This window comes from Aquimarina spinulae (assembly GCF_943373825.1).
Lineage (GTDB): Bacteria > Bacteroidota > Bacteroidia > Flavobacteriales > Flavobacteriaceae > Aquimarina > Aquimarina spinulae.
In genome coordinates this window covers 709,880-726,722 of record NZ_CALSBP010000001.1, presented here as the reverse complement: position 1 = coordinate 726,722, position 16,843 = coordinate 709,880, and the positions used below count along the sequence as shown (strand labels likewise).

The following is a 16,843-nucleotide window of genomic DNA, read 5'->3' as shown; positions in this document are numbered from 1 at the left end:
AGTTTTAATTCATTTTTGATGATAGGCTTGATTTTAATACAAACCATATAAAAAACCTTCAAATCATAGGTTATCAAGGCTTTTTTCAAATCATTGACATGGTTTTTTATTTCAGAAATCAACTACCTTACATTGCATGACATACAGTGTATGTCATATAATAATTAGGTAATTATTAATCTTAAAAATCCAAAAATCATGTTAACAAACATTTTACATCTCGAAGGAGCTCAACAATTAAACAGAAAGCAACAATCATCTATTAATGGAGGAGATCTAGATCCTGTATGTATGCCATTTGACAATGGCGTTTGCTATCGATGTGGCTCTTTTTGCAGAGAGATACAGTGTCAAGAACCAGATTGTAATGAATAAAGATTAAATTGTGCTAATTCGTAATAAAGATAAAAAGTTAGGTCCTAAGATCTAACTTTTTGTCTTTAGATAATCAAGTACATTCTCTTCTATCCTTCCTTGTATATCAGAGACATCTTCTTTTATAAAAGATACTCCTGTTATATTTTCATATAATTCGATATATCGCTCAGAGACAGAACTAATATATTCATCTGTCATTTCAGGAATCTGTTGGCCTTCTTTACCTTGAAAACCATTACTAATTAACCATTGTCTCACGAATTCTTTAGACAATTGTTTTTGTGATTCTCCATGCTGTTGTCGTTCTTCATATCCTTCAGCATAAAAATAACGAGAAGAATCCGGAGTATGAATTTCGTCAATCAATACAATTTGACCATCTTTTGTTTTCCCAAACTCATATTTGGTATCCACAAGGATCAATCCTCTTTTGGCAGCGATCTCTGTACCTCTTTGAAAAAGTTTACGAGTATAATCTTCAAGAATCAAATAATCTTCTTCAGAAACGATTCCTTTTGATAATATTTCTTCTCTAGAAATATCCTCATCATGCTCTCCATTATCAGCTTTGGTAGAAGGTGTTATAATAGGTTCTGGAAATTTATCATTCTCTTTCATACCATCGGGCATAGATACACCGCACAATATTCTCTTATCTGCTTTATATTCTCGAGCTGCATGACCAGAAAGATACCCTCTAATCACCATCTCTACTTTAAAAGGTTGGCATAGATGACCAACTGCTACATTTGGGTCTGGAGTGGCGATTAACCAATTTGGCACCAAATCTTCGGTTTCTTTCATCATCTTGGTTGCAATTTGATTAAGAATCTGCCCCTTAAAAGGAATTCCTCTTGGCATAACTACATCAAACGCAGATAAACGATCAGTTGCAATCATCACTAAAAGTTCATCATTTATACTATATACTTCTCTTACTTTTCCCTTGTATACTGATTTTTGATTAGGAAAATTATAGTTTGTATCTACAATTGTATTCATTACTTAGGTTTCGGGTTTCGGGCTTTAATTTCAATTAGAAACTAAAATCTGAAACTATTTATCCATTTCTATGTTCTATCTCTTTATAAGCTGCAATTACCTTTTTCACCAATTTATGACGAATCACATCTTTGTCATCCAGGTAAATCATACCTATCCCCTGTGTGTTTTTAAGCACTAGTAGAGCTTCTTTAAGCCCAGAAGTAACCCTTCTTGGTAAATCTATCTGCCCAGGGTCACCCGTAATAATAAATTTAGCATTTTTTCCCATACGTGTCAGAAACATTTTCATCTGTGCATGTGTTGTATTTTGTGCCTCATCAAGGATTACAAAAGCATTATCTAATGTCCTACCTCGCATAAATGCCATAGGTGCGATTTGTATAATTCCTTTTTCTATATAACTATCGAGTTTTTCATTAGGAACCATATCGCGTAAAGCATCGTATAGAGGTTGCATATACGGATCTAGTTTCTCTTTAAGATCTCCCGGTAAAAATCCAAGGTTTTCTCCAGCTTCTACCGCAGGACGTGTAAGAATAATACGCCTCACCTCTTTTTCTTTTAGAGCCTTAATCGCCAGGGCAACACTGGTATACGTTTTTCCGGTACCTGCTGGACCAATAGCAAAAACCATATCGTTCTTTTTACAGGTCTCTACCAGCTTACGTTGGTTAGCAGTCTGGGCCTTAATTAATTTCCCTCCTACTCCATGCACTAATGTTTCTCCACTGTTAGGTGATGTTTCATAATCTGCCTTGCTCACACTGGTAAGCACACGCTCTATTGCATTCTCATCCAGCTTATTGTATTTGCTAAAATGCTCGAGAAGCATATTAAGACGCATATCAAACTCTTTGAGCATGTCATCGTCTCCATACACTTTTATCTTACTGCCTCTTGCTACAATTTTTAACTTCGGGAAGTATTTTTTTAATAATTGAATATTGCTATTCTGAAGTCCGAAAAACTCTCTCGGATTGATTTCTGTAAGTTCTATGATAAGTTCGTTCAAAAGCTATACGAATTTTAGTATGATTTTTTTTTAGGATTGACTAAGTTTGCTAAAGTTGTTCAAGTTTTTGTCGGGAAAACAAAATAGAAATTTAAAACGAAGCAAAATGTTTATATCATCACTATATGAATTAGTGATCAAAAAAACAGTAAATACGATGGTTTTATCATCATTTTGTTGTCCAAAGAAAAACTTTGAATAACTTCAAAACAAATTTACATATTTTTAAGTGCTTACCACTAAAAGATATTAACAATTCTTATACATGCCAATTATCACCTTAACTACAGATTTTGGAATCAAAGATCATTTTGTATCTGCGGTGAAAGGGGCTATTTATACCGAATTGCCAGATGCCAAAGTTGTTGACATATCCCATGAAATCTCACCTTTTCATATAACAGAAGCTGCATATATCATACAAAATGCTTATAAAAGTTTCCCAAAAGGAAGTATTCATATCATAGGGATCGATAGTGAACCAAATCCAGAAAATAAACATATTGCTGTAAAATTAGATGAACATTATTTTATATGTGCTAATAATGGACTGGTAAGTTTAATCACATCAGAATTTAATCCTGAGAAAGTTGTCGAAATAAATATTCATGATGCCATTGTTTCTAATTTTCCTGTATTAGATGTTTTTGTGGCTGTGGCCTGTCATATTGCACGAGGTGGTACACTAGAAGTTATTGGAAAAACTATCTCAGAAATCAAAACCATAAAAGGGGTTACTCCTATTGTAAATCTTGGAGATAAGCAAATTGTAGGTAGCATCATCTATATCGATAATTATGGTAATTTGGTTACCAACATTACGCGTAAGCTATTTGATAAAATAGGTAAAGGACGTAAATTTAAAATCACAGCACGTACAGCGGTATTTGAAGATGTATATAATAGATATAGTGATGCTATAAATTTTGATATCGAAAAAAGTAAGCGAGAAGAAGATGGTAAAAAATTAGCCGTCTTTAATTCTTCGGGATACTTAGAACTAGCGATTTATAAAAGTAACCCTAAAACTGTAGGAGGAGCCTCTAGTCTCTTTGGATTGTACTATAGAGATACGGTAAGCATTAGTTTTGAATAAATTAATGTCTAAAAAGAATCGAGAATAAACTGTAAAACCCTTGTAGGTATACTTTTGAAAATTAAAAAATGATAATACGAATCGTAAAAATGGGATTCTTACCCGATCAAATTGATGCTTTTTTAGAGAACTTTGAGCAAAATAAAGAGAAGATCAGAAATTTTGAAGGATGTAGCCATCTAAAATTAGTAAGAGATGTAAGTCAAACCAATCAATTTTTTACATATAGTCATTGGGAATCCGAAGAACATCTCAATAACTATAGAAACTCTGCGTTATTCAAAGGAGTTTGGGCAAATACCAAAAATAAATTTAGCCAAAGGCCCGAAGCTTGGAGCGTAACCGAAGTTTAAAGTTTATCACATCTGGTTTCAGGTTTTCCTGATATCTCAAACTTAAAAACCTCAATCCTAAAAAAACTATGTTTGCATTAATACGAAAAGAAATCAATACCTTTTTCTCCTCTGCCGTAGGGTATTTGGTGATTGCTATATTTTTAATTCTTAACGGACTCTTTTTATGGGTTTTTAAAGGGCAATTTAATATTTTGGATAGTGGGTTTGCCGATCTTTCGCCATTTTTCCAGATTGCACCATGGATATTGCTATTTCTTATCCCCGCCGTAACTATGAGAAGTTTTGCAGAAGAAAGGAAACAGGGAACTTTAGAAGTATTGATTACAAAACCAATTAAAAACTGGCAACTGGTATTAGGAAAGTATCTGGGTAGTTTATCCTTAATTCTAATTGCTTTAATTCCTAGTCTCCTTTATATACTTACTATTTATCAGTTAGGAAACCCAATAGGCAACCTAGATATCGGTAGCACTATAGGATCATACATTGCACTGCTATTACTTGCGGCTTCATATACTGCAATGGGCATATTTTCTTCTTCGGTTACCAATAATCAGATTGTTGCTTTTTTGATTGCTCTGTTTCTGTGTTTCGTTTTTTATTTTGGTTTTAGCGGACTTGCAAATTACAACTTGCCAGGGGCAATACATACTTTCCTTGAACAACTAGGAATGCAATTGCATTATGAACGTATGAGCCAAGGTATTTTAGATACCCGAGATATCTTTTATTTTTTAAGTAGTATTCTATTATTTGTACTTCTTACTATTATCATTCTTAAAAAAGGTACTGCCAAGCAGAAAATCAAACCTATTGGTATTACACTAATCCTTGCCATTGTTTTATTTTTGACAGGAAACTCAATATACAATCGTTTTGATCTTACCCAAGATGGTCGTTTTACACTTTCTGAGGCTACAGAAAACCTAGTTAAGGAAGCTGCTGCTCCTGTTGTTATCGATGTATTATTAGAAGGTAATTTCCCTTCAGAGTTTAGACGTTTACAATCTGAAACTAAACAAATATTAGAAGAGTTTAATGTCATAAACCCTAATATTCAGCACATTTTTACCAACCCATTAGAAGAAGAAGAAGTACGTGCCCAAACCATTACAGAGTTACAAAAATTTGGCCTAACCCCAATGGAGGTTAGCGTACAGGAAAACGGAAAAACCGAAACCGAAACCTTAGTTCCCTGGGCTATTCTAAGCTATCAAAACCGAAGCGTAAAGATTTCTTTAATCAAAAATACTATTGGAGCTACTTCCGAAGAACGAGTAAATAGTTCTATTCAACAATTAGAATATGCTTTTGCAGATGGGTTAACCAAGTTACTACATCCTAAAAAACATAAAATTGCCGTGCTTAAAGGAAATGGGCAATTACCCGATATTAAAATTGCCGATTTTATCAAAACGTTGCAAGACTACTACTTTGTAGGAGCGTTTACACTCGATTCGGTAGCGGGTAATGCGACAAAGACATTACAAGAGTTGCAAAAATTTGATATGATTATCAATGCTAAACCTACAAAACCGTTTTCTGAAAAAGAAAAATATGTATTGGACCAATTTGTAATGAACGGAGGAAAGTCATTGTGGCTATTAGAATCTGTAACTATGGAAATCGATAGTTTAATGAATCCCGAAGGATCCTCTGTTGCGATTATGCAGGATCTAAGATTAGGGGATGCTTTATTTTCTTACGGACTAAGAGTTAACCCCGTTTTGGTAAACGATTTATATTCTGCACCACTGGTTTTAGCTTCTGGACAAGGTAGTAAGACGCAATTTACTCCATATCCCTGGTTTTATGGATCACTAACCAAAAGTACTGGTAACCACCCTATTATTAAAAACACAGAATCTGTAAAATTCGAATTTTCGAACCAGATTGATACCTTAAAAAATGGTATAAAAAAGACGATATTACTTACAAGTTCTGATAAATCAAAAATAGAAGGGGTACCCAAAGAAATACAATTAGAAAATATTATTAGAAAAAAACCAGATATTGCTAGTTATAACGAAGGACCTCAAAACCTAGCGGTGTTACTCGAGGGAAGCTTTAAATCTACCTATAAAGATCGAATAAAGCCACACAAAATACAAGATCATAAAGACAAGGGTGTTTCTACAAAAATGATTGTTATTGCCGATGGCGATATTATTAAAAACCAAACGCGAAAAGGACAACCAATAGAGTTAGGTTTTGATCCTACCATGAATTTAAAATATGGAAATAAAGAGTTTCTGTTAAACGCAGTAAATTACTTGTTAGATGATTCTGGTCTTATCGAAATTAGGAGTAAAGAAGTCAAAATCTCATTTCTGAATATAGAAAAAGTTGTTGCCAATAAAACGCTATGGCAAGTTATCAACATATTGGTTCCCTTACTTATCCTTGTCATTTTTGGGCTTTTATTTTCGTTTATCAGAAAGAAAAAGTATAGAAAAATTGTTTAAAATTCTATTCTTTATATTTGATATAGAAAACTTTGAACCCTAAAACCTTAAATCTATTAATCGTGAAGCCCTAAATATCGTTCTTAAAACAGAAGATCTCTCTATTGGTTATCGCACCAAAAAGGAACTTAATGTTATTGCAGCAGATATCAATCTAAAATTGCACGAAGGAGAACTGGTAGGTTTGGTAGGTGCCAATGGTATCGGCAAATCTACTTTACTACGCACCCTATCCCGTGTACAACCTGCTCTTCATGGTAAAGTCATGTTATCTGACATAGAACTTCAATCCTACAAATCTGTCGAACTGGCTTCGCAGTTAAGTATTGTATTAACAGAACAAATTGCTTCAAAAAACCTAACCGTACAGGAATTAGTAGCTCTGGGTAGACAGCCTTATACGAACTGGGTAGGAAAAATGGCAGAAGAAGATATAGAGCAAATACGAAAAGCAATCGAGGTAACACATATTGGTGATTTGGTCGCCAAGAGATGTTTCGAACTTAGTGACGGGCAGTTACAAAAAGTACTTATCGCCCGTGCTATTGCTCAAGACACTCCTTTTATTATGCTGGATGAACCCACCACTCACTTAGATGTCTATCATAAGGCGTATATATTAAAATTACTCAAGCGTTTAGCTTTTGAGACCAGAAAAACTATTCTTTTTTCGACTCATGAAATCGATTTTGCGATACAATTATGCGATAAAATGATTGTAATGAATGAGGATGGTTTCGAATTCGGAAGGCCTAAAGAATTAGTACAATGTCGAGCATTTTCTTCTCTTTTCCCCGAAGACCTGATTCTTTTTGATTCTAAATCCGGAAGATATAAAGTAAGAAACTAAATCCTAGTAAAACACCTCTTCTCTCCTACTTCTCTTTGCTTTTAATTACACTTTATCGAATAAATCTGCTTATCAAGGGAAAACTGTAAAAATTTGAAGTTACTAACACCTTAAAATTAGCATAGAAAGCTATAATTTTACCCAGAATAATAAATTAAACCTATATGAATACCATGTTAAAACTCAAATCAATTGTAACTTTATTAATCATCGCAACTTTTACATTTAGTTGTAGCTCAGACGACAATCAAGATATAATGACTCCAGACGGGGGAACTTCAGACGCAGAGTTAATTGTAACTGAATCTGGAATAGGTGATAAACGTGCTGCTAATGTGACTGGTGGCGCCATGGGAGAAAATGTAAAAATCAGAATTAAATTTGAATCCCAATCAAAATCTATGCGACGCCTATATATTACCCAAAACACGGGAGGTTCCGGAGAAGTTCCTTACCAAATATCTACAACGGGAGTAACGGTAGATGATAAAAAAGATGGATCTTTAGATCTATCATCAGATAACAAAAATGCTTTTGATTTCACTATTGATTTTCCTGCGCCAAACAGTATCGATAATGGTACAATTGTTTATAATATATGGGCTACATCGGGTAGAGGTGATTTTAGAGATGAAACAAAAAGAAATGTTTTTGAAGATAATGCAGTAGGTAGTATAACTGTTAAATTTGGTACAGGAACTAATAGTAGTTCTGGTATTAAGGTATATGAAGCTACAATTTTAGCTGCTCCTTTAAAAGACGGCTCATCCAATACCTTTATATCAGTTTTTGATGGAAAAATTTATAAAATTAACCAAGGAGAGGAATTTGCAGCTCTTTGGGATTTTGGATACTATTATGGTGCTACGCAAAAAGCTTCTTTAGCCTCTACGGCAAACTATCCAAAACTTTTCGATACAAACAATGATGGTACACTTGACGCAGGTGTAGCTGGTATTTCGGGTGTTGCAGCAGAAGAATTAAATAATTTCTATATAACCGCATCAACTAGAGATTTCGATACAACTACTACTGCTTCAGATTTAGATGGCATCTCTATACCAACTACAGAGAGAGTTACCGACCTTGCTATTGGAGATGTATTAGAATTTGTTGATAACTATGGGCGTAAAGGATTAATAAAAATTAAAGAATTAGTTTCTGGTAATGGAAGCAATGGTAAAATTACATTTGATGTAAAAGTACAAGCTCCTACAATAACCATTAAACCATAACTCATTATAAGTAGAAAGATCCGTAAGGATACAAAAAAGGTTATCTTGTTACAGATAGCCTTTTTTGTATCAATTTTGTAACTTCACTAAATCAGAGAATACAGAGAAATGAATATAGAAGAATACAGAGAACACTGCATTAGTAAAAAAGGAGTAACCGAATCTTTTCCTTTCGGAAAACTTCCTGATGTTTTAGTTTTTAAGGTATTAGGAAAAATGTTTACCGTTACAGATATATCATCTTTTAAGGCTATAAGTGTAAAATGTAACCCTGATCGTGTTGATATCCTTAGAGAAACTTATACCGCTGTAGAACCTCCATCATACATGAGTAAAAAACATTGGAATAAAATAATAATGGATTACTCTATCCCAGATATTCTAATTAAACAATGGATAGACGACTCTTATAATTTGGTAGTCAAAAAATTACCTGTTCGGGAAAGAAATAAGTTAAAAGAATCGTAACATCATAAATATTAAAACTTCGGGTACTTCATCCAAATTTTCATTGCTTATCTTTATCTTTGAGTAAACAAAAGATTACATGTCAGAATACACACCGATTATCATTGCCGTTGGGGTAATCATCATATCAATTATTGTAGGTTTTTTTATTGGTAAATATGTAGTTTCATTACAACACAATAGTGAAAAAAGTGCTACTAATGAAAGAGCAAATTTGCTTCAATCTCAATTTGATGAGCTTAAAAACAATACCGAAAGACAACTTTCTGAATTGACTAAAGAACGTGAAGAAATTCGTAGAGAAAAAGATTTTCTCAATACAGAACTTACTCGTCGTAATGCAGAATATGAAAATCTTCAACTTAAAAATGCATCGCAAAAAGAAGAAGTAGAAAAACTTCAGGAAAAATTCACCAAAGAATTTGAAAACCTTGCCAATAAAATCCTTGAGGAAAAGTCTAATAAATTTACTGAACAGAATAAAGAGAATATTAAAAATATCCTGAATCCATTACAGGAAAAGATCAATACTTTTGAGAAAAAAGTAGAACAAACTCATAAGGAAAGTATCGATTATCATGCAGCACTGCGCCAGCAAATAGTAGGTCTTAAAGACCTTAATGAACAAATGAGCAAGGAAGCTACCAATCTCACCAAGGCACTTAAAGGTGATAGTAAAATGCAAGGTAATTGGGGAGAATTAGTACTGGAACGTGTATTAGAAAAATCTGGATTAGAGAAAGATAGAGAGTATTTTGTACAACAAAGTTTTACTCTAGACGACGGACAAAGAGTAATGCCCGATGTAGTGATTTACCTGCCAGACAGTAAAAAGATGATTATTGACTCCAAAGTAGCACTTACTGCATACGAGCGTTATATCAATGAAGAAAATGAAGACTTAAGAGCTACCCATCTCAAAGAACACATCACATCATTAAAGCGTCATGTAGATCAGCTTTCAGAAAAAAACTATCAAGATCTGTATGATATCGAATCACCAGATTTTATTTTAATGTTTGTTCCTATAGAACCTGCTTTCGCGATAGCGATTAATCAGGATAATAAATTATACAATCAGGCTTTCGAGAAAAATATAGTTATCGTTACTCCTTCTACTCTTTTGGCCACCCTACGTACGATTGATACCATGTGGAATAATGAAAAGCAACAACGTAATGCTATTGAGATTGCACGACAGGCAGGAGCTCTATATGATAAGTTTGAAGGGTTAGTAAAAGATCTTACCGGGGTAGGCAAAAAGATAGATGATGCCAAAAAAGATTATTCTGCTGCAATGAACAAACTGGTAGAAGGTAGAGGAAATCTGATTACCAGTGTCGAAAAACTCAAAAAAATGGGAGCTAAAGCCAAAAAATCATTACCCGAAGCTGTGATTAAAAGAGCTACCGAAGAAAATGAATAATCTACAAAATATAGATCAATAATTATGGTATCAAGTTCTAACGTATCAGAAATCATACATAGGATCATTGGGGGACTGTTTTACATGCTACCCATCCTGTTATTTATAATACTTACGGTTTATTATATAAGCAAAAAAGGAACAACAAAAGAAGGAGTCCTTATACTTATCGGTAACATCCTAATCCTTATTGTAGCAATTTTGCATCAATTTATCTATATGTTTGTAGATTCATGGGGGTTTGACGCTTACCTTATTATCAACTCTGGAATAAATACTATTTCATTCATTGGATCCATACTTTTCTTAATTGGTTTCTATATAATGATCCAGAAAATTATTAAAAATAAGGTTTCAGAATAAAAAAACAACTATGGGGCAAGACATTACAGAAATCATTAAACACATTTTTTTGGGCACCCTAACCTCTATCCCACAATTAGTTATAGCTATATTATGTATCTATTACATAACCAAAATAGGGTCAAAAACAGAAGGAATATTATTAACCACAGGTAGTATTATATCTTTATTATGTGGTATTTCGAACGTTGTAGGTGCTACATATATTAGTACATTAGGAGTAGATTCTTACGTAACCTTTATATATGTCATCCAAGGTTTTTCCTTTTTAGGGTCAGTTCTTTTTGTAATTGGCTTTTTAATTCTGATAAGAAAAATAATAAAGAGTAAAGTATTTGCGCCTAATACTAAAACAAGTAATTAAAAGATGTAAACACATGAAATCTATACTTATAAAAATATATTTCTTTGTAGTTCTTTTCGGAAACGTTTTTCATATTGCTACTGCGCAGCAGGCTTATTTTCCCGAGCGAGGAAACTGGCAAGAAAAAAATCCGGCCGAATTTAAAATAGATGTACAAAAACTTCAGGAAGCGGTGCAGTTTGCTCAGGATCATGAATACTCGGGATCAAAAGATCTACGCGAAGCTATTGTAAAAGGTTTTGAGAGAGAACCCTATCATAAAATCCTGGGACCTACCAAAAAAAGAGGCGGTCCTGCTGGTCTTATCATTAAAGACGGATACATTATATCTAAATGGGGAGACGTAGACAGGGTAGATATGACATTTAGTGTTACCAAAAGTTATTTATCTACTATGGCTGGGTTAGCTATAGATAATAAATTAATACATTCTGTTGATGATCATACCTATACTACCATATGGGATCATACCTTTGATGGTAAGCATAACAAGAAAATTACCTGGAGACACTTACTTACACAATCTTCAGATTGGTCTGGGCAATTATGGGGTGGATATGACTGGGCAGATCGTCCCCCAAGAAAGGGTGGTATCGATGATTGGAAATTTAGAAAGCTCAACGAACCCGGAACTGTTTTTGAGTACAACGATGTTCGCGTTAATGTATTGGCATATTCCTTACTAAATATTTGGAGAAAACCACTACCACAGATACTAAAAGAAAAAATAATGAACCCCATTGGTGCATCAACCACATGGAGGTGGTATGGGTACAATAACTCATGGGTTGCTATTGATGGTATCAATATGCAATCTGTTAGCGGAGGAGGTCATTCTGGTGGTGGATTATTTATCAATACATTAGATCATGCTCGGTTTGGATTACTTTTTCTTAACGATGGAAACTGGAACGGAACACAATTATTATCTAAAGAATGGATCAAAGAAGCGATCAAACCCTCGCAGGCCAACCCTAACTATGGTTTTATGTGGTGGCTTAACCAAAAAGGATCTAGGCATTGGGAAGGATTACCAGAACATTTGTACTACGCCGCAGGTTTTGGTGGTAATTTTATCGTAGTCGACCAAAAACAAAACCTGGTTGTAGTTACGCGATGGCTCGAACCCAATCAGATCGATGAATTTATGACCAAAGTATATAACGCATTCTAAATATGAAAAAAATACTCGCAATACTCATTATTGTAATTTTAGTGCTTTTTGCTGCATGGTATGCATTTATATATTATGCATCTTATAGTGAAGGAACCCGAAGTGGTGAACTCATAAAATTTAGTAATAAAGGCGTGGTTTTTAAAACCTGGGAGGGCGAAATTAGTCAGGGGATCTCTGGAGCGCAAATTTTTAGTTTTTCTGTTGAAAGCCAAAAAGAAGACATTATTAAGAAGCTCGAAAAATTTCAGGGTAGATATGTAAAACTAAAATATAAGGAGCGTTTTGCAAAAGTTTCCTGGCTTGGAGATACAAAGTATTTTGTGATCGATGTTGTTGAGGAGGACTCCCCTCATTTTAGAAATAAATAGCATATCATACATTATCAACTAAACGAATAATAGAATGAAAAAGTACAAAACCAATACCGAATCCAGGGTAATCATTTCAGAACTCATGCTTCCCTCTCATTCTAATTTTAGTGGAAAAATACATGGTGGTTATATCTTGTCTTTGATGGATCAAATTGCTTTTGCATGTGCTTCTAAACACTCAGAAACCTATTGTGTTACTGCTAGTGTAGATAAAGTAGATTTTTTAAAACCTATCGAAGTTGGTGAACTTGTAACGCTTAAAGCATCAGTAAATCATGTGGGTAATACTTCTATGGTAGTAGGAGTACGAGTCGAAGCAGAAAACATACAGACCAGTAAAGTAAAACATTGCAACTCTAGTTATTTTACTATGGTGGCCAAAAATGACAAAGGCAAAAGTGTGCCTATACCCGGATTGATCTTAGAAAACAAAACTTCGATACGTCGTTTTGTAAGAAGTATTATACGCAAAGAAGATGCCGTTACAAGGCGTAATCGTTTCAAAGACTCAGAATTTGACCCCGAATCCCATTTCGAAATCCTTGACCAATACAATGTAAAGATCGATTTATAATTACAACCGAAACATTAGTATCTAAAATTTTATTGCATGCCCTTTGTCCATAAAAAAACAGCCAATTTATGCATGGCTGTTCTTAATCTTTTGTTATGTTTTATCGATTATAACGATATCAAAATATAAGTATGTTACAATTTCTTATAATCAAATGTTGTTATAGCTCCTTCATCGTTATACGTTATAGTTAATACATTATCTGTAATCATAAACGTTGTAATATCGATGGTTGTTTCTCCTTCAAAAACATAATTAAGAGTTAACTTATCTCCCTCTTCTGTCCAGGTTCCTGTGATTTCAAAATCAACCTGACAATCTGTATTTACAGGTGCATATCCAATTTCTGTATACAAGGTTGAAGTGAATTCTATAGTCGATCTTTTTTCACAATCAGTAATATTCATAAGCTCTCCATTCTGTCTAAACGAGGTTTGTCCCCATTTACCCACTAAAACAGATGCTAATGATGGATTTTCATTTTCTTTATCATCGTCATTATTACAGGAAATCATCACTATTCCCATAATAATAAAACTAAGTAAACAATACTTTTTCATAATTAAGCATTCTTTGTATGAGATTCATATTTAAGTGAGCTCATCTAAGCTATAAAACTCTTGATTTTCAAACAAATACAGATAAGCTCACTTTCACATTGCAAATAGGTAATAAAGATGATTTAATCTACTTTATCTTGTTTTACAGTCTTCTTTACCACTAGAACAGTTTCTTTTTACAGAAGCATCTGCACTTTCCTGACAATCATAATTTCATGTCCAACTACCTTTAACAGCTGCATGAATAGGCTACGCCAGCTAAACTAACTCCCATTCCTGCACCAATTATAGAAAGCTCTGCTCTGGTAATTTGTTTACTTTTAATCTTTGCAATTGTTTCATTTCTTACTATTTAATGTTAATATTCATCTGAGTAATCCTCTGTATTTTCATCAGCATATCCACTACTTCTTCTTCTTCTCAGTGCCACACCCACTCTTCTTACTCTTCTTCTGGATCCTCCGGTAATTGATCGTAATTCTTGATTATCGATTTTTTTGAAATTTAGTTTTTTCATACTATAAAAGTTTATTATATATTATTATTTCGATCAAAGAACATCAATTCAAAAAACAAAACACATTACTTGATCAAGGAATCAGACCGAATGTATACAACTGGACATTTTCTAATACTTAAAAGTGGTAATGGTAGTAAAAAGACAGCTTCAGAATCAAAAAATGCTACCTGATAGATTAATAGTTTTATTTGACCTTACTAGAAAAACTAAACACTTTCTTAAGTGAGAAAGTTATCGAATGTATTTAAAAATGCAGGTTTTCATCTCTCCATACTTAAATCGAGATGACTACGTTATACCATCTATTAGCAAAATCTTTGTATATTTCGTATAAAAACCCCGTTATGGAAAGTATATTCAAAAAAATTCTAATGCTACTTATAGCCATACTTTGCTTTAATTGTAGTAGTGGTGATGATAGCCCACAACCTAATCCGGATCCCGATCCCGATACAAACCCTAACCCTAATAAAATAACAACATACGATGCAGATGTAAAGACTATTATAGATGCTCAATGTGTACGTTGCCATACCGTTCCTGCTCAAAACGGAGCTCCTTTTCCTATGCGTAATTATACCGAAACTATAGTTGGAGTAAATAGAGATCTTGTTCTTTTAGTTAAATCAACAGGAACTAATGTAATGCCTCCAGAAGGCAGGTTACCACAAGCAACAATAGATATTATTTTGGATTGGGAAGCTGATGGTTTTTTAGAAAAATAACATTATAATTTTACTTAAAAAAAAGAGGCTGGAATCACCCAGCCTCTCTAATACATACTCAAAATATGAAACTACCGTATTAATTTGTGGTAGCTATAGGAGCCGAGTGGCCACCTTTACTTACAGAACCATCTGTTCCTGTACTGTTACCTCTTAGTAATAATATTCCCGCCACATGTGGTGACGCCATAGAAGTACCAGAGATTCTATTAAATTGTCCGTTTAACCATGTAGACCATACTTGGGTACCTGGAGCCCAACGATCTACACTTCTTCCGTAATTAGAAGATCCTGCAGGACGATCACCATTTTGCATGTTACCAACATTCCAAGAGTTTCTAGTTCGTAATCTTTGTGGTGAATAATACTGTGTATCATCATTACTATTACCCGCAGCCATAGCCCCGTAAGTTGTTCTTTCCAGATTTCTAAATGCATTATCTGTAGCTGCATCAGTATGACGATTTCTATACCCTATACTGTAATTCCAGGTATCGCCATTTCTGGCATTTCTGGCAACATAATCTACACCTCCAAGTATAGCTGCATCACTACCACTACCTTGTGCATTTAAAACTCTCACAGAAACAACTGTAGCACCATAAGCTACACCAATAACTCCAGAACCATTATTTTTTGCAGCAACAGTTCCTGCTACATGAGTTCCGTGTCCGTTTTGATCTTGCCATGATCCACCAACAAAACTTCTGCTTCGGTTAGTATCGATATTTAAATCACTATGAGGTGAGATTCCACTATCAATAATCCAGCAAGTTCTACCAGCACCATTTGCTCTACCTACTCTATTTATACCCCATGGTAAAAAGTCTCCGCTAGGTAACCAAGAACCTTTGTTCGCTGCTTTATTATGCACAGTCGCTGGAAGGGCCTTAACTGGTGTTCCCATTTCAACATCCAGTGTTCTTATATAATTAGGCTGGATAAATGCAACTTCAGGATCATTTTTAAGCATTTTTACCTGCTCTTCTGATAAGTTTTCTACATGAAAACCTTGGATAGCACTGCTATAGGTTTGTTTTATCTTATCCTCTGCTATTGCATATTTGGATAACGTTTGCTGCGATTTAGCTTTCATACCAGCGCTTTTACCAGAGAGAGATTTATCTTCTTTATAAATTATGATATATTCTCCAGGTATCGCCTGTTCTGCTCCTACTGTTTCTGTAGTCTCTATTCCCGTTTCTATATCGGTAACCCCATCGGCGTCTTTTTCGCAACTATAAAAGACGAAAGAAAAGACTGTTAGCATACTTAAAATTCTCAGTTGAGTTTTCATTATTGTTTGAATTTTTGTGTTAAACGTTTGATTCTAAGTTTAAATTAAAAGTTGAGCTCTCATTAAAATTTGTTGTTCAAAAGTAGAGATAAATTCAAATAAACAAATACGGCAAACACGTAATATACAAACAGTTACATTTCATTTATTTAACTTTAATCTAAATAAACAATCCCTTGATTTTCAATAATGCAACACTGTTGCATTATTGAAAATCAAGGGATTAAACTAAAAATAGGCATGGCTAATTTTGGGGAAATTTCAACAGAAAAACGACATCAAAAACCTAAAGGAATTAAAGATAGTTTAACTATATTTAACACATTATTAACCTTAAATTAACAAATCTACGAATCTTATTCGGTAGTGATTCGTAATATTTCTATAATATTCTTATCAAAAAACTTATGTTTTTTAGATCAAAATGTGCGTTTTTTCCAAAATTCTAACAAAAAAGATACTTTTTATATAATCGAAAGAGATATAAAACAGTAAAACCTTACATTTCAAAACTCATACTCATACATTAGAATTTAGTTAGTAGATGGTATTTAATAAATAAGCTATTGCCAGATATCAGACCATAGCTTTCCCTAATTTT

The 16,843-nt window shown here is 33.8% G+C and carries 19 protein-coding genes; 14 read left to right on the top strand and 5 right to left on the bottom strand.

Annotation, left to right across the window (positions count from 1 at the left end):
- Window positions 1-198 precede the first annotated feature (198 nt).
- Window positions 199-375, top strand: coding sequence for a hypothetical protein (locus NNH57_RS03345; protein ID WP_159099292.1), 177 nt, complete (start codon window positions 199-201; stop codon window positions 373-375).
- A 51-nt stretch (window positions 376-426) separates the two neighbouring features.
- Here the strand turns inward: NNH57_RS03345 and NNH57_RS03340 are convergent, their stop codons facing one another.
- Both NNH57_RS03340 and NNH57_RS03335 read right to left on the bottom strand, forming a co-directional pair.
- Window positions 427-1,380 (bottom strand): phosphoribosylaminoimidazolesuccinocarboxamide synthase, encoded by a 954-nt coding sequence (locus NNH57_RS03340; protein WP_074410159.1) that lies wholly within the window; start codon window positions 1,378-1,380, stop codon window positions 427-429.
- Window positions 1,381-1,438: 58 nt separating this feature from the next.
- Entirely contained in the window at window positions 1,439-2,395 is a 957-nt protein-coding gene (locus tag NNH57_RS03335) for a PhoH family protein (RefSeq protein ID WP_074410158.1), read from the bottom strand.
- A gap of 265 nt (window positions 2,396-2,660) precedes the next feature.
- Here NNH57_RS03335 and NNH57_RS03330 point away from each other — a divergent pair, with 265 nt between their 5' ends.
- The 12 genes from NNH57_RS03330 (at window position 2,661) to NNH57_RS03275 (ending at window position 13,140) form a co-directional block, all read left to right on the top strand.
- Window positions 2,661-3,491 (top strand): SAM hydrolase/SAM-dependent halogenase family protein, encoded by an 831-nt coding sequence (locus tag NNH57_RS03330; RefSeq protein WP_074410157.1) that lies wholly within the window; start codon window positions 2,661-2,663, stop codon window positions 3,489-3,491.
- Between the two features lie 68 nt (window positions 3,492-3,559).
- Window positions 3,560-3,844, top strand: coding sequence for a putative quinol monooxygenase (locus tag NNH57_RS03325; RefSeq protein WP_074410156.1), 285 nt, complete (start codon window positions 3,560-3,562; stop codon window positions 3,842-3,844).
- Between the two features lie 68 nt (window positions 3,845-3,912).
- The gene (gldG, locus tag NNH57_RS03320) at window positions 3,913-6,312 is read left to right on the top strand and encodes a gliding motility-associated ABC transporter substrate-binding protein GldG (RefSeq protein ID WP_108808685.1); all 2,400 of its coding nucleotides are present in this window, start codon (window positions 3,913-3,915) and stop codon (window positions 6,310-6,312) included.
- Between the two features lie 55 nt (window positions 6,313-6,367).
- A complete protein-coding gene (locus NNH57_RS03315; protein ID WP_074410154.1) occupies window positions 6,368-7,162 on the top strand; it encodes an ABC transporter ATP-binding protein in 795 nt (264 codons plus the stop codon).
- Between the two features lie 164 nt (window positions 7,163-7,326).
- A complete protein-coding gene (locus NNH57_RS03310; protein WP_108808684.1) occupies window positions 7,327-8,397 on the top strand; it encodes a hypothetical protein in 1,071 nt (356 codons plus the stop codon).
- Between the two features lie 108 nt (window positions 8,398-8,505).
- Window positions 8,506-8,865, top strand: a complete 360-nt coding sequence (locus tag NNH57_RS03305; protein ID WP_074410152.1) for an MmcQ/YjbR family DNA-binding protein — start codon at window positions 8,506-8,508, stop codon at window positions 8,863-8,865.
- A gap of 79 nt (window positions 8,866-8,944) precedes the next feature.
- Window positions 8,945-10,291, top strand: a complete 1,347-nt coding sequence (locus NNH57_RS03300) for a DNA recombination protein RmuC (protein WP_074410151.1) — start codon at window positions 8,945-8,947, stop codon at window positions 10,289-10,291.
- Between the two features lie 24 nt (window positions 10,292-10,315).
- Window positions 10,316-10,654, top strand: coding sequence for a hypothetical protein (locus tag NNH57_RS03295; RefSeq protein ID WP_132065892.1), 339 nt, complete (start codon window positions 10,316-10,318; stop codon window positions 10,652-10,654).
- Between the two features lie 10 nt (window positions 10,655-10,664).
- On the top strand, window positions 10,665-11,018 hold the full coding sequence (locus NNH57_RS03290; protein ID WP_074410149.1) for a hypothetical protein: 354 nt from the start codon (window positions 10,665-10,667) through the stop codon (window positions 11,016-11,018).
- 13 nt (window positions 11,019-11,031) lie between these two features.
- Entirely contained in the window at window positions 11,032-12,192 is a 1,161-nt protein-coding gene (locus NNH57_RS03285; RefSeq protein ID WP_108808785.1) for a serine hydrolase domain-containing protein, read from the top strand.
- Window positions 12,193-12,194: 2 nt separating this feature from the next.
- On the top strand, window positions 12,195-12,563 hold the full coding sequence (locus tag NNH57_RS03280) for a 6-phosphogluconate dehydrogenase (RefSeq protein ID WP_074410147.1): 369 nt from the start codon (window positions 12,195-12,197) through the stop codon (window positions 12,561-12,563).
- A 34-nt stretch (window positions 12,564-12,597) separates the two neighbouring features.
- Entirely contained in the window at window positions 12,598-13,140 is a 543-nt protein-coding gene (locus tag NNH57_RS03275; protein ID WP_108808683.1) for an acyl-CoA thioesterase, read from the top strand.
- Window positions 13,141-13,274: 134 nt separating this feature from the next.
- Here NNH57_RS03275 and NNH57_RS03270 read toward each other — a convergent pair whose 3' ends face one another.
- Window positions 13,275-13,700, bottom strand: a complete 426-nt coding sequence (locus NNH57_RS03270) for a lipocalin-like domain-containing protein (RefSeq protein ID WP_108808682.1) — start codon at window positions 13,698-13,700, stop codon at window positions 13,275-13,277.
- Between the two features lie 358 nt (window positions 13,701-14,058).
- Window positions 14,059-14,217 carry a bacteriocin gene (locus tag NNH57_RS03265; protein ID WP_108808681.1) on the bottom strand — a complete coding sequence of 53 codons (159 nt, stop codon included), beginning with the start codon at window positions 14,215-14,217 and terminating at the stop codon, window positions 14,059-14,061.
- Between the two features lie 347 nt (window positions 14,218-14,564).
- Between NNH57_RS03265 and NNH57_RS03260 the strand changes: the two genes are divergently transcribed.
- Window positions 14,565-14,945, top strand: a complete 381-nt coding sequence (locus tag NNH57_RS03260) for a cytochrome c (protein ID WP_074410144.1) — start codon at window positions 14,565-14,567, stop codon at window positions 14,943-14,945.
- Window positions 14,946-15,024: 79 nt separating this feature from the next.
- Here the strand turns inward: NNH57_RS03260 and NNH57_RS03255 are convergent, their stop codons facing one another.
- A complete protein-coding gene (locus tag NNH57_RS03255) occupies window positions 15,025-16,242 on the bottom strand; it encodes a S8 family peptidase (RefSeq protein WP_108808679.1) in 1,218 nt (405 codons plus the stop codon).
- Window positions 16,243-16,843 lie beyond the last annotated feature (601 nt).

What these genes read in the sequence shown, in the direction of transcription:
- NNH57_RS03270 (WP_108808682.1), bottom strand. Translation starts at nt 13,700, where the DNA reads ATGAAAAAGTATTGTTTACTTAGTTTTATTATTATGGGAATAGTGATG.
- NNH57_RS03345 (WP_159099292.1), top strand. Translation starts at nt 199, where the DNA reads ATGTTAACAAACATTTTACATCTCGAAGGAGCTCAACAATTAAACAGA.
- NNH57_RS03305 (WP_074410152.1), top strand. Translation starts at nt 8,506, where the DNA reads ATGAATATAGAAGAATACAGAGAACACTGCATTAGTAAAAAAGGAGTA.
- gldG (WP_108808685.1), top strand. Translation starts at nt 3,913, where the DNA reads ATGTTTGCATTAATACGAAAAGAAATCAATACCTTTTTCTCCTCTGCC.
- NNH57_RS03275 (WP_108808683.1), top strand. Translation starts at nt 12,598, where the DNA reads ATGAAAAAGTACAAAACCAATACCGAATCCAGGGTAATCATTTCAGAA.
- NNH57_RS03340 (WP_074410159.1), bottom strand. Translation starts at nt 1,380, where the DNA reads ATGAATACAATTGTAGATACAAACTATAATTTTCCTAATCAAAAATCA.
- NNH57_RS03280 (WP_074410147.1), top strand. Translation starts at nt 12,195, where the DNA reads ATGAAAAAAATACTCGCAATACTCATTATTGTAATTTTAGTGCTTTTT.
- NNH57_RS03285 (WP_108808785.1), top strand. Translation starts at nt 11,032, where the DNA reads ATGAAATCTATACTTATAAAAATATATTTCTTTGTAGTTCTTTTCGGA.
- NNH57_RS03260 (WP_074410144.1), top strand. Translation starts at nt 14,565, where the DNA reads ATGGAAAGTATATTCAAAAAAATTCTAATGCTACTTATAGCCATACTT.
- NNH57_RS03295 (WP_132065892.1), top strand. Translation starts at nt 10,316, where the DNA reads ATGGTATCAAGTTCTAACGTATCAGAAATCATACATAGGATCATTGGG.
- NNH57_RS03325 (WP_074410156.1), top strand. Translation starts at nt 3,560, where the DNA reads ATGATAATACGAATCGTAAAAATGGGATTCTTACCCGATCAAATTGAT.
- NNH57_RS03300 (WP_074410151.1), top strand. Translation starts at nt 8,945, where the DNA reads ATGTCAGAATACACACCGATTATCATTGCCGTTGGGGTAATCATCATA.
- NNH57_RS03330 (WP_074410157.1), top strand. Translation starts at nt 2,661, where the DNA reads ATGCCAATTATCACCTTAACTACAGATTTTGGAATCAAAGATCATTTT.
- NNH57_RS03310 (WP_108808684.1), top strand. Translation starts at nt 7,327, where the DNA reads ATGAATACCATGTTAAAACTCAAATCAATTGTAACTTTATTAATCATC.
- NNH57_RS03290 (WP_074410149.1), top strand. Translation starts at nt 10,665, where the DNA reads ATGGGGCAAGACATTACAGAAATCATTAAACACATTTTTTTGGGCACC.
- NNH57_RS03255 (WP_108808679.1), bottom strand. Translation starts at nt 16,242, where the DNA reads ATGAAAACTCAACTGAGAATTTTAAGTATGCTAACAGTCTTTTCTTTC.
- NNH57_RS03265 (WP_108808681.1), bottom strand. Translation starts at nt 14,217, where the DNA reads ATGAAAAAACTAAATTTCAAAAAAATCGATAATCAAGAATTACGATCA.